At 44.3% G+C, this 12,415-nt stretch carries 10 protein-coding genes and 1 pseudogene; 6 read left to right on the forward strand and 5 right to left on the reverse strand.

Going from position 1 to position 12,415, the window contains the following annotated elements; genetic code table 11:
- Positions 1-234 precede the first annotated feature (234 nt).
- A complete protein-coding gene (locus A136_RS01870) occupies positions 235-2,151 on the forward strand; it encodes a methyl-accepting chemotaxis protein (RefSeq protein ID WP_017060046.1) in 1,917 nt (638 codons plus the stop codon).
- A 208-nt stretch (positions 2,152-2,359) separates the two neighbouring features.
- Positions 2,360-2,560: a hypothetical protein gene (locus A136_RS01875; protein WP_010431457.1), complete on the forward strand. Its 201-nt coding sequence runs from the start codon at positions 2,360-2,362 to the stop codon at positions 2,558-2,560.
- Positions 2,561-2,818: 258 nt separating this feature from the next.
- Here the strand turns inward: A136_RS01875 and malK are convergent, their stop codons facing one another.
- Positions 2,819-3,931 (reverse strand): maltose/maltodextrin ABC transporter ATP-binding protein MalK, encoded by a 1,113-nt coding sequence (gene malK, locus A136_RS01880; protein ID WP_017060047.1) that lies wholly within the window; start codon positions 3,929-3,931, stop codon positions 2,819-2,821.
- A gap of 664 nt (positions 3,932-4,595) precedes the next feature.
- Between malK and malE the strand changes: the two genes are divergently transcribed.
- The 3 genes from malE to malG all read left to right on the forward strand — a co-directional run bounded on the left by malE (position 4,596) and on the right by malG (position 8,335).
- Positions 4,596-5,780: a maltose/maltodextrin ABC transporter substrate-binding protein MalE gene (gene malE / locus A136_RS01885; protein ID WP_017060048.1), complete on the forward strand. Its 1,185-nt coding sequence runs from the start codon at positions 4,596-4,598 to the stop codon at positions 5,778-5,780.
- Positions 5,781-5,861: 81 nt separating this feature from the next.
- A complete protein-coding gene (gene malF, locus A136_RS01890) occupies positions 5,862-7,433 on the forward strand; it encodes a maltose ABC transporter permease MalF (protein WP_017060049.1) in 1,572 nt (523 codons plus the stop codon).
- A gap of 11 nt (positions 7,434-7,444) precedes the next feature.
- A complete protein-coding gene (gene malG, locus A136_RS01895) occupies positions 7,445-8,335 on the forward strand; it encodes a maltose ABC transporter permease MalG (protein WP_017060050.1) in 891 nt (296 codons plus the stop codon).
- Between the two features lie 561 nt (positions 8,336-8,896).
- Here the strand turns inward: malG and A136_RS01900 are convergent.
- From A136_RS01900 to A136_RS01910, 4 genes and pseudogenes are all read right to left on the reverse strand, one after another.
- Complete coding sequence (locus tag A136_RS01900) at positions 8,897-9,169, reverse strand: hypothetical protein (protein WP_019822928.1); 273 nt, start codon at positions 9,167-9,169, stop codon at positions 8,897-8,899.
- A gap of 237 nt (positions 9,170-9,406) precedes the next feature.
- Complete coding sequence (locus tag A136_RS01905; protein ID WP_017064263.1) at positions 9,407-9,910, reverse strand: acyl-CoA thioesterase; 504 nt, start codon at positions 9,908-9,910, stop codon at positions 9,407-9,409.
- 406 nt (positions 9,911-10,316) lie between these two features.
- Positions 10,317-10,571 (reverse strand): annotated as a pseudogene (locus tag A136_RS23150) (peptide ABC transporter substrate-binding protein); the annotation flags it as partial.
- 48 nt (positions 10,572-10,619) lie between these two features.
- Positions 10,620-11,513, reverse strand: coding sequence for a DMT family transporter (locus tag A136_RS01910; RefSeq protein WP_017064264.1), 894 nt, complete (start codon positions 11,511-11,513; stop codon positions 10,620-10,622).
- Between the two features lie 98 nt (positions 11,514-11,611).
- Between A136_RS01910 and A136_RS01915 the strand changes: the two genes are divergently transcribed.
- The gene (locus A136_RS01915) at positions 11,612-12,400 is read left to right on the forward strand and encodes an AraC family transcriptional regulator (RefSeq protein ID WP_032546831.1); all 789 of its coding nucleotides are present in this window, start codon (positions 11,612-11,614) and stop codon (positions 12,398-12,400) included.
- Positions 12,401-12,415 lie beyond the last annotated feature (15 nt).

Genomic DNA, 12,415 nt, shown 5'->3' on the forward strand with positions numbered 1-12,415 from the left:
GGGGTGAGAACTAAAATTGACTCTCGACAATGCGGTATTTGCTTAGTTAATTCATGCTCAAGGTGAATATTTCTAATTGTTACATCATATTTGCAGTTTTTTGAGAAGAAAGTCTCTAGTTTTATTGGTTGTGGCCGATACATCACTCAGATTGTGCATTGCTTGTTGGAGTGCACTAAAAAAGTCCTGTTCAGGGTATACCAATAACGAGCGATTCTTTTTAAAGGTCCAAATATGTTTAAAACTAACTCTCTGAGTATCAAGCAAAAAGTTGTACTTGGAATTACCTTTGCGGTTCTTGCATCGACAGTGATTGTCGGCGCAATGGCACAACAACAAGCAAGAGATGTATTAAGTCATCGATTGATCGATATTGAACTTCCAGGAATGCTAGAGCGAATCAATGGTGAAATTGACCGAGAAGTCTCTCAGCTATTACTAGCGGCGGAGCAAATTGCTTCAAATGAATTTATTTCTGATGCTATCGAATCGACCGATCGCGATCCGGCACTAGAAAATAAACTGGTGAAACAGCTGAACAATGTTCGTAACCAGTATCAGTTGAACGATGCCTCAGTGGCGAACCGTCAAACTGCTTACTACTGGAACCAAAATGGTTTCCTGCGTCAGTTAAACCAACAGCAAGATGGTTGGTTCTTTGGCTTTACGCAATCTGGACAGCCGACCATGGTGAGCATGTTCCAAGAAGCCAATGGCGAAGTGAAGATGTTTGCTAACTACCAACAGCCTTCTGGTTTGGCTATGTCTGGTCTATCAAAGTCGATGGATGACATGGTTAACCTGCTGAACGGTTTCAAGATTGAAAATACCGGTTTTGTCTTCTTAACCGATAGCCAAGGTGATGTTCAAATTCACCGTGAGCGTTCTCGCAGTGACTCTTCACTTCAACAACTTTACGGTCCTCAAGCAAGCCAACTACTGAACAAGTCGGGCTTCAACCTGATTACTACAGAAAGCCAAGGCCAAGAGCTGTTCGTGGCGAGCTTGTATGTGTCTTCAATGGACTGGTTCGTTATTGGTGTGGTACCAACCGGTGAAGTGTTTGCTGAGCTTGATGCGACTGCGCAGAAGATGCTGATCATGACTGCGGTTGTGGCGTTAGTCTTTATCCTAATGGGCGTAGTTCTGGCGAACAGCATTACTCAACCGATCAAGCTTTTGGCTAAGCGTTTCGGCGACTTAGGTGAAGGCGACGGTGACCTTGCACAGCGTATCGAAGTGAAAGGCAACGATGAAATTGCACAGCTTTCAAAAGGCTTCAACGGATTCATTGAAAAGATTCACGAGTCGATGAAAGAGGTGTGTTCGACAAGCCAAGCGCTTCAAGTGGCGGCAGAGAGTGTTTCTAGCAAAGCCCACATCACCCACGACAACAGCCAAGAACAGCGCGACCAAACGCTTCAAGTGGTGGCTGCAATTAACCAAATGGGTATGACCATCAGCGAGATTGCATCGAACGCGGCAACCGCAGCAGAAACGGCAACTCAAGCTTCAGGCAATACGGAAGTAGGCCGCTCTGTGGTGAACAAAGCAAAAGACGCGATCAGTCGTTTGGCGCAAGATATTGAAAGCACGGGTCAGGTAGTAGAGCAACTGGCTTCTACAACTCAAGACATCGGTTCTATTCTGGGTGTTATTCGTGATATTTCAGAGCAAACTAACTTACTTGCACTGAACGCTGCAATTGAAGCCGCCCGTGCTGGTGAGCAAGGTCGTGGTTTTGCGGTTGTAGCGGATGAAGTACGTAACCTAGCAAGCCGTACCGCAGATTCAACGGAAGAGATTCAAAAGATGATCAACCAACTGCAAAGCGATGCTAAAGATGCGGTAACGGCAATGAGTGCGGGTAAGGTGATTACCCTTGAAGGTGTATCGGCTTCGGATGAAGCGGTAGACGTGCTGAGTGGCATTTCAGACCGTATCGTTGATATCACAGACCGTAACACTCAAGTGGCAACGGCAACGGAAGAGCAATCAACCGTAGTTCACACCATCAACCAGAATATTGAAGAGATTAACGCAATCAACGAAGTGACAACGGGCACGGCTGAGCAACTTGCTGAAGCGAGCCAAGAGCTTCGTGATCTATCGTCTCGTCTAGATAAGATGGTTGGTTCATTTAAGCTTTAATCCCTTTAAGCTGTAGCATGGCTTACAAAGATACATAAACTAAGAGCTGGATTCATTTAATCGTGAATTCAGCTCTTTTTATTTACGTGCTTGTTTTCTTCTAACTGACGTTCGCTTGATCTGGTTTCGGGCTTTGCACTCAATCGCCCTAGCATCATAGGGCGTAAATGAGTAAAATCTCGTTAGGTTTAATATTTAGGTAAGTATCATGAGCGATTTTGAAAAAGAACTAGAGCAGATGACTCAAGAGATGGGCGATGAGCCTGAGGTGAAACTGCCATCACTTGAAGAGCAAAAAGCAATTGTTGCTGAGTTCAAGCGACTAGAGGCGGAAGGCAAACTGACTCCTGAAGTGTTAGAGAAGCATTTTGGCCAGTTCAACAAACAGAATGATACGCCAATTCACTAAGTTGATTTAGACAGGTTTCATGTCTGAAAGAAGTGATATTAGCGGTTGGGTTCATAGCCTAACTAACAGATAAAGGTCTAGCGCTTGCTAGACCTTTTTTATTGCCGCTAGCGAAAGACCGAGTGGCTGACTCATGAACTATTCAATGTAAGTGAAACTCGTATCCAACACATAAAAATATCCAGCACATAAAAAAATCCCCCTTACTGAGTAAGAGGGATTTGATATGGGCAAGTTATATCCTAAAAGGCTAAGCGATTAGTCTGTGCCGTATTCTTTGTACAAACGACGACATGCGCGGCCATCGCTGTGGAACAGGTGACAACGGTGCGCTGGAATACCAATCGCCAACTTGTCACCTGATTCGATTTTCAACGTGTCTGGCTGGCGATAGATAACATCAGCATCGGCACTTTCAAGGTTTAGGTAAACCTGAGTTTCGTTACCTAGTTTCTCTACCATCATCACGTCAGCTTCAATCGTCGCGTCACCTGATTCAGCAGACATCAAGTGTTCAGGGCGAATACCCAGAGACATACGATCGCCAGCATTGACAGTCGTACCATCAACAGGGATCCAGAAAGTCATGCCATTAGAAAGTTGTACCAATACGCGTTCTGCTTCAGCTTGTTCAATGTGTACCGACATGAAGTTCATCTTCGGTGAGCCAATAAAGCCAGCAACGAAACGGTTTTGAGGGTAGTGGTAAAGGTCAAGCGGCTTACCGACTTGAGATACATAACCACCATCAAGAACAACGATCTTATCCGCCATTGTCATCGCTTCCACTTGGTCGTGGGTAACGTAGATCATGGTACAACCCAGTTGACGCTGTAGCTTGGTGATTTGCGAACGCATTTGAACACGTAGCGCGGCATCTAGGTTTGATAAAGGCTCATCAAGTAGGAATACGTTTGGTTGAGAAACCAGAGTACGACCAATCGCAACACGTTGACGTTGACCACCAGAAAGCGCTTTAGGTTGGCGCTCAAGAAGGTGACCAAGCTGAAGGATTTCTGCCGCATGTTCAACGCGTTTGTCGATCTCAGCTTTATTTGCGTTTGCTAGCTTAAGACCGAAAGACATGTTGTCGTATAGGTTAAGGTGAGGGTAAAGCGCATAAGACTGGAATACCATACCTACGCCACGCTTTGACGGTTCAACGTCATTCATGCGTTGGTCGCCAATGTACAAATCACCAGACGTAATGTCTTCTAGACCTGCGATACAACGTAATAGCGTCGATTTACCACAACCTGATGGTCCAACGAATACTACGAATTCACCTTCGTTGATGTCTAAGGTTACGTCCTTAGAAATCTGTACATCACCATATGATTTATAAACGTTTTTTAACGTGACACTCGCCATCTAGCTTGTCCTCGATCGATCAAATTTTAAGTTTTACTGCTTATCATTATAAGAAATTTTTGGGTCAGCAGTAACTGTAGGAATTGGTAAGTATTGAGTGAGTAAGAAAAAAGTGGGTGAGACTTGGCTTCTTTAACCAAGCCCACCCGTCATAGCCAAACTGATGCCCATTTCCCCCACATCCAGCTAAACCTCCCCCGTGATTCAATCACAGATTTAGCTCGATGCTAATATAAGACACCAGCGGGCAGTGAAGCCAACTAAATGAACAGTGCGGTTACACATGACATTCGCTGGTAAAGGGTTCTTACTATCCACTCTTGGATGAATGCAGTTTCGGTGAATTGGCGTAAGGGTACATCCTCCTAATGGAAAATTAACTAGGGGGAGTAGGAGGGGAGGAGTAGATAAATGGGGTTATTAATAATTGGCGATCCAGTTCAAATAAATCCACCGCGTAACGGTGATGTTGATCACGATGAGTATACGTTTTGTGATTGCAGTCTCTAATCTGACCGGATGGCGATCACGAATTTAAGCCATAATAGCTAGGGCGTAGTGGCTAGGATGATGAGCTAGGGTCTGTTTTCTCAGATCATAACCTCCGAAAACTGGCTCGTCTTGGTAGATGTGCCCTACGTATAAATATAAAAAGGATATTCACATGAAAAACGCTCTAAGCGCTGTAGCTCTAGGTACAATAGTTGCTCTGGGTTCTTTTGGTGCAAATGCTGCTATCGAAGAAGGACAACTAACAATCTGGGTAGGTGGTGACAAAGCTTATGAAGGCATGGCTGAAGTAGGTAAACGCTTCGAAGAAGATACTGGTGTTAAAGTAACCGTCGCTTTCCCTGACAAGCTAGAAGAAAAATTCCCTCAAGTAGCAGCAGCTGGCGATGGCCCAGACATGATCTTCTACGCACATGACCGTTTTGGCGGCTATGCAGAAGCGGGACTTCTTGTTGATATCAAACCTTCTAAAGAAACTAAAGAAGGTATCGTAGACTTCGCATGGGATGCTGTTTCATACGAAGGTAAAACAATCGCATACCCTGTTGCTGTTGAGTCAGTTTCTCTAATTTATAACAAAGCGCTTGTTCCTAACCCACCTAAGTCTTGGGAAGAAATCCCAGCACTTGATGCTGAACTTAAAAAAGACGGCAAGAAAGCAATCATGTGGCCTCTACGTGGCGGCGCTTACTTCACATGGCCTTTACTTGCAGCTGACGGCGGTTACGCATTCAAACAGACTGCAGAAGGTTACGACATTAAAGATGCGGGCGTAGCGACTGACGGTGTTCAGAAGTCTCTAGGTTTCATCGAGAAGATGGTACAAGACAAAGTTATCTCTGCAGACATGGATTACTCAGTAGCTGAGTCTGAATTCGTTGCAGGTAACGTTGCAATGACAATCAACGGCCCTTGGGGTTGGGAAAACATCAAGAAAGCTGGCGTAGATTACGGCGTAACAACTTTACCTAAGTTCAACGGTAAAGCGTCTAAACCTTTCGTTGGTGTATGGGCAGGTGGTATCAGCACTGCGTCTCCAAACCGCGACCTAGCTGTTGAGTTCATGGAAAACTACCTACTAACAGATGAAGGTATGAAGAGCCTGAACGACGACAAGCCACTAGGCGCTGTTGCTCTTAACTCTTTCCAACGTCAACTAGACAGCGATACTCGTATTGCAGCAACAATGGACAACGCGATGAACGGTGAAATCATGCCTAACATCCCTCAGTTCACAACATTCTGGTACAGCATGGAAGAAGCGATCGGCAACGTAGTTGACGGCCGTCAATCAGTAGACCAAGCACTAAAAGCTGCTGAAGGTCGTATGGTTAAGTAACACCCAGGCACTACCTTTTAAGGAGAGGGTAACCTCTCCTTACTTTTCTATTTTTTATCTATATCGCTAGCAGGTTCCTCTATGCAGTCAGTTCAAGGTACAGATGCTATCCCAGCACCATCAAGCCTTCCAGGCAGTAAAAGCGTCTTCATTAAATGGGGGTTGCTTGGTAGCGTTGGCTTAATAAACGGCTACGCTACAATTCTAATGTATTCTCGCGGTGAGCTCGCTTTTGCGCTGCTTACAGTGATCTTAACGGCTTTGGCACTTTACATTTTTGGTAGTAAAAAAACTTACGCCCACCGTTATATTTACCCAGGTATTGCCGGAATGATCTTGTTCATTCTTTTCCCATTGGCATACACCGTAGGGCTTGCGTTTACTAACTACAGCGCGAAAAACCAACTTTCTCTAGAGCGCACTCAAACCGTTCTTTTAGACCGTTCTTTCCAAAGCGGTGAGAGCTACCCATTTACTTTGTACAAGACAGATGACGGTCACCAGATCGTTGTAAAAGATGGCGATCAACTGTTAGCGACTGACGTATTTTCTCTAGACAATATGACAGAAACAGAGATGGACCTATCTGTTATTGAGTCTGCGCAAGGTGAAAAAGAGAAGATCAAAGCGATCATTCAAAACCGAGCAGCAATCAGTGGTGTTGATTTCAATCTACCTGACGGTGGTGACATCCGCATGAGTGGCTTACGTAAGTTTGCTTCTGTTGCTCCGCTTTACACGCTACAAGACGATGAAGAAACGTTAATCAACAATGAAACGGGTGAAGTTCTCAAGCCAAATATGGATGTGGGTTTCTACCAGCCTGTTGATGCAAATGGTGAGTTTACGGGTAATACCATCTCTCCAGGTTTCGTGGTTAGCATTGGTACGCATAACTTTGAGCGTGTATGGAAAGATGACGGCATTAAAGAACCGTTTATCAGCATCTTTATTTGGACGGTTATCTTCTCGGTATGTACCGTAGCGTTCACGCTAGTTATCGGCCTTGTATTGGCTAACATCGTGCAATGGGAAGAGTTGAAAGGTCGTTCTATTTATCGTGTTCTACTGATTCTGCCTTACGCCGTACCCGCGTTTATCTCGATTCTTATCTTTAAGGGTCTATTCAACCAAAGCTTTGGTGAGATCAACATGGTGCTCGAGAATATCTTCGGCTTAAGCCCGAACTGGTTCTCAGACCCTATCTTAGCGAAAACCATGGTGTTGATGGTTAACACATGGCTAGGTTTCCCTTACATGATGATTCTATGTATGGGTCTGCTTAAAGCGATTCCTGATGATTTATACGAAGCGTCAGCAATCGATGGTGCGAACTTCCTTGATAACTTCAAGCGCATTACGTTCCCATTGATGATTAAACCGCTTACACCGCTATTGATTGCAGCGTTTGCCTTTAACTTCAACAACTTCGTAATGATTCAACTATTGACGAACGGTGGCCCGAACATGATTGGTACTTCTGAGCCAGCGGGTTACACAGACTTGCTTGTAAGCTACACGTACCGAATTGCATTCGAAGGCGGCGGCGGTCAAGACTTCGGTCTAGCAAGTGCTATCGCAACGCTTATCTTCCTATTGGTTGGTGCACTAGCGTTACTAAACCTTCGTTTCACTAAACTGTCTCAAGATTAAGGAGCACGACAATGGCTATGGTACAAGGTAAAGGCCTTAAATACCGAGTGTGGGCAACGCATGCAGTGTTGTGGTGCTTCTTGGCAATGATTATCTTCCCACTACTGATGATCATCGCGATCTCGTTCCGTGAAGGTAACTTCGCAACCGGTAGTTTGATTCCAGATAACCCATCATTGGAACACTGGAAGTTAGCATTGGGTATGTCAGTAACGAACGCAGATGGCTCGGTAACGTCACCTCCGTTCCCTGTGCTAACTTGGTTATGGAACTCAGTGAAGGTTGCAGGTATCACATCGATTCTGATTGTGACACTGTCTACGACATCGGCTTACGCGTTTGCTCGTATGCGCTTTAAAGGTAAGAACACAATCCTGAAAGCGATGATGATTTTCCAAATGTTCCCAGCAGTATTGGCTCTAGTAGCAATCTACGCGCTGTTTGACAAACTTGGTCAATACATTCCGTTCTTAGGCTTGAACACACACGGTGGTCTAATCTTCTCTTACCTAGGTGGTATTGCACTGCACGTATGGACGATTAAGGGTTACTTTGAGACGATTGATAACTCTCTGGAAGAGGCAGCAGCCCTTGATGGTGCAACGCCTTGGCAAGCATTCAGACTGGTTCTACTACCGCTGTCTGTGCCAATCCTAGCGGTTGTGTTTATCCTATCTTTCATCGCGACAGTGGGTGAGGTGCCAGTAGCGTCTATCCTACTTACAGATGTGAACTCTTACACGCTAGCAGTAGGTATGCAGCAGTACCTATACCCTCAGAACTACCTATGGGGTGACTTTGCGGCAGCGGCTGTACTATCAGCACTTCCGATTACTATCGTGTTCTTACTTGCTCAACGTTGGTTAGTTGGTGGTTTGACGGCAGGTGGTGTAAAAGGATAAGCTGTACTCTATAAGAAAGAAAAAGAGCGACCGTTAGGTCGCTCTATATTGGCATTTTTATTACATCATTTGGTTTGGCCGCCGATCAGTAATAAAAATAACCCTCAGGTTACGCATAGCTGGCTACTAATCAGGTTCCTTACGCTATTAATGATTAGTGGTTTTTGTAACTCTAACCCAGGTATTTACTTGGGTTTTTTTATGCCTGCTACTTTTTGTTTTTTGTGTCAGCGTTACTCGTTAACTATCGCGCTCATATCTACTTTAAAACCCAAAGTTTCGAGTTACTTCTCTCCTAAATACCGACCACTTCATTTTGGTTACTTGTAGAAATGAACTAGTCTCACAAATCAGACACTCAGTATAAGTGGCTGTTGTACTATTGATATGTTGTGAATATTCCAATGCGTGATACTTCAATGATTTGTATGCAACAAAACCTGAAATTGCACTGAAAATGTATGGGTAAGCGAGAGGTAGTTACAAAATATTCAAGTGACATTCATGAGAATTATGGAGGTAGGTTTATTTATGCTTCTGGTTTTTGGTTGGACTTAGAAGTTAGAACTCTTTACTAGAAGGAGCACAACCTAAGTGTTGCAACAACACATAGATACTTTCTTGATCGAGTGCCACGCGACGAAATAGATCGGCAAATGTCGGATCTCCACCGAAACACGTTTGGATATAGTGGTTGATTTCATTGCTGTCGTAGCCTTCGACGTACAAAGTTCTAACCCATTGGTACTCAACAGCCTTTAAATTGTTCAGTGTAGACTCGCTAAGAGTGGGGCGTATGACGCTCAAGAGTGGCTCCAAGAAATTCAAATGCATCTATTATGATTGGCGGTATTTAATCAGAGCAAAATGACGACTTTATTACAGTCAAAATAAATCAGTGAACAAGTGCCGATTCATTTCAACCTTTGGCTGGGTATCACGCTCTTATCGTCTGTATTGGGTGTGCAGCGGATTTGGCTGTGTAGAGCACGAAGGTATCAAATAGATCAATGCCAAGCAGGCGCTTGGCATTGTAATAAGGTTTTGTAGGGGGAGGGCAGCTGGTGGACCTTACTTAAGGTACTTCACGTGAGCTTCCATCTCTTCACCAATCTGTTTTCGCATGTTCATTAGGCGAATAGCCGAATCTCGTAATTCGATGTCTTCTGGCGTCTCTGGTATCCACTCTGGCACTTTAGTCGGATTACCATTCTCATCGACAGCGACCATAATAACGATACAGTGAGTTGTTAGGCGGTTATTGAGCTCTTTAGGGTCGCTTGCTTGCACGTCGATAGCGATATGCATTGAAGATGAACCTGTGTAAATGACCTTTGCACTTACTTCCACAAGGTTGCCTACATGAATTGGGGCAACGAATCGAATTCCGCCTGCATAGGCTGTTATACAGTATTTACCGCTCCAACCTGCGGAACAAGCGTAGGCTGCTAAATCGATCCACTTCATTGCTGCACCACCATGAACTTTACCACCAAAGTTCACATCCCCGGGTTCAGCTAAAAAACGCAGAGTAACGTCTCGTTTACCATTTTGTCGGCTATTGCTACTGCTCATCTATCTTCCTTCATTATTATTTTGCTGCGTAACATGCTTGTTACTTGCTAGTAACAATATACTTAAGATGACATAAGTTAAAGCGGATAATCTCATGGTTAAGACTATTTTTTTCAAACAGATGATCAGTTGATGAATATTGGTGCTTAAAGGCGTATCAGGCGAATGGCAAACATGGATGAAGTGATATCAAGCAAGAGAATAGAAATACTGATTAAGTCACTAGATAGGTCGATTGCAAAAAAAACACCTAGCGTAATGCTAGGTGTTTCTAAGCCGTGTGGTACTCATGTCGGTACTTTTTTGTGTTAGCCAACCAACCGCTGTTGATTTGGTTTAGTTAAAGTGGCTGTATCTCAGATACCACTAAAGTGGTAGTGATTATTGTTTTCTTATCAGCTCACTTTTACTGTTTTAAAAAGTATAGATCCTTCGCGTAGATATTTCCTTTCGGATTATTGTTTGGGAAGCCTTTTAGTGTATTTCGCACTAATCGTGTGTGATTTTAATTATATAAAGGTATAACTGCTGAAGAATAGTTGAGTAACGACTCATCGTGCTGATATAAAGTAAAGCGTTTAGACTAACCTTCCGTTTTACTCGCTTGCTGTAAGGGCTCATCATAGTATGGATTACAGTAGCCACTCTCATTTGCTGTGTGAAACGTGAGTTTGAATTTTTACCCTAATGTGAGCGTTGGGTAATGCGTTTAGCTTTGTTGAGGGAGAGGAGCCTCAAGCCTTGGTTTTCTTCTGATTTGAGCAAGGATGACACCTGAAATCACCATCACACCACCAATGATGTGGAACTGGTTAATCTCTTCGCCAAGCCATGTCGCGGCTAATACGATCGCTACAACCGGAAGCAAGTTCATGAACATCGCGCTTGAGTCAGCACCAATGGTGTCAATCGCTTTCACCCACATCCAAGGCGCTAAAATCGAAGCGGCAACCGCTGCGTAAGCTATCAATGGGAGCGCTTGTTGCGGTGGTAAAAGTTGTTCGCTGGTAAGCCAAAGTGGCGTAAGCATCGCGACAGCAAACAGACCCTGAATGTAAATCACCACCCAGCTACTGATGGGCATTTTCCAGCGTTTCAAGAGCACACAGTAAGACGCATAAACAAAGGCTGCAATTAGCATATAACCATCACCTTGAGTCAATTCTTGATGCATGAAGAACAAAGGGTCGCCTTTACCTAACATCAGAGCTAAGCCTGACAGTGACAACACACCGCCAACAATACTCAAACTAGAAATCGACTTGTGCAACAAAGGAACGCTTAGAAACACGCTGATCAATGGGACTAAAGACGTGATCAAGGCCATGTTGGAAGCGGTTGTGGTTAAGCCTGCGTAGTAACCTAGAGATTGGTTCAACACCATGCCCAAAAAGCCGAGGAATGCTAATTTAGATAAGTTTGGCTTAATGACAGCCCACTGTTTCATCACTGGGCGAATGCAGAAAGGCGTGAGAATTAACATCGCAAAAAACCAGCGGTAAAAACTCATCGCGCTAGGTTCTATGGTGCTTGCAGCAAGCTTGTTGACGATTGCATTGGCGCCCCAGATACAGACTGTAAAAAATGGTAAGAGATAATGCATGTGAATTCCATGGCGAATGAGTTGATGCGGCTAGTTTGACAGGTCGTTATACTTACAAGTATCTTTAGAAAGACATCAGGCGCGATAGGAAGACAAGTTTGAAAAAACAGTCCAGAAACCTTCATCCATCCTTATCAATTGATAAGGCACCATCCAACGTATTTATGAATTTTGAAGCGTTTCTTTCGAACACTGAAACCCGAGTTCATAGCCACTCATGGGGACAGGTTCAATTGATCAGTGGCGGTATATTAGAGATGGAAGCGGAAAGCACCCGATTTCTGGCGCCACCACATCTAGCGATTTGGGTACCGGCCGGGGTGATGCATTGCAGTTATAACCGTAAGCCTTTGGACTACTGTTCGCTAAATATCGCCCCAGAGCTAACGCAACACCTGCCAGATAAAACCAGCCTTATAAAGATCACGCCGATTGTGTCTTCTATTATCGATGACTTTCGCGAGCGTGGAATCAATGTTGCGGAAAAAGAACAAGATCAAAGGCTCGTTCAGGTACTGCTTGACCAACTTGCGCAGCGTGAGGTTGAACACCACTTCTTGCCTTCAACCGATAATAAGTATCTAGCGCCTATATTGGCTTCTGTTGAAGAGAACCCAACCGATGAAGTGACGCTGAAAGATTGGGCTGAACGTGTCCACACCACGGAAAGAACCCTTTCTCGCCACTGCCAGACCGAGCTTGGAATGAGCTTTACCGAGTGGCGACTGCGAGTGCGCTACCTATACTCAATGGACTTGTTGAGAAACGGCCAATCGGTTAAAGAGGTCGCTCTTACATTGGGTTATAACCAAGCAAGCCCATTTATCACCATGTTCAAACGTTACGCGAACCAAACGCCAGAGCAGTATAAGAACCGTTTGTTGTAGTTCGTTGTTGTTCCT

The organism is Vibrio crassostreae 9ZC13, assembly GCF_000272045.2.
Classification (GTDB): Bacteria; Pseudomonadota; Gammaproteobacteria; order Enterobacterales; family Vibrionaceae; genus Vibrio; species Vibrio crassostreae_C.

Coding starts and splice junctions, on each gene's coding strand:
- A136_RS01870 (WP_017060046.1), top strand. CDS start 235: ATGTTTAAAACTAACTCTCTGAGTATCAAGCAAAAAGTTGTACTTGGA.
- A136_RS01875 (WP_010431457.1), top strand. CDS start 2,360: ATGAGCGATTTTGAAAAAGAACTAGAGCAGATGACTCAAGAGATGGGC.
- malK (WP_017060047.1), bottom strand. CDS start 3,931: ATGGCGAGTGTCACGTTAAAAAACGTTTATAAATCATATGGTGATGTA.
- malE (WP_017060048.1), top strand. CDS start 4,596: ATGAAAAACGCTCTAAGCGCTGTAGCTCTAGGTACAATAGTTGCTCTG.
- malF (WP_017060049.1), top strand. CDS start 5,862: ATGCAGTCAGTTCAAGGTACAGATGCTATCCCAGCACCATCAAGCCTT.
- malG (WP_017060050.1), top strand. CDS start 7,445: ATGGCTATGGTACAAGGTAAAGGCCTTAAATACCGAGTGTGGGCAACG.
- A136_RS01900 (WP_019822928.1), bottom strand. CDS start 9,169: ATGCATTTGAATTTCTTGGAGCCACTCTTGAGCGTCATACGCCCCACT.
- A136_RS01905 (WP_017064263.1), bottom strand. CDS start 9,910: ATGAGCAGTAGCAATAGCCGACAAAATGGTAAACGAGACGTTACTCTG.
- A136_RS01910 (WP_017064264.1), bottom strand. CDS start 11,513: ATGCATTATCTCTTACCATTTTTTACAGTCTGTATCTGGGGCGCCAAT.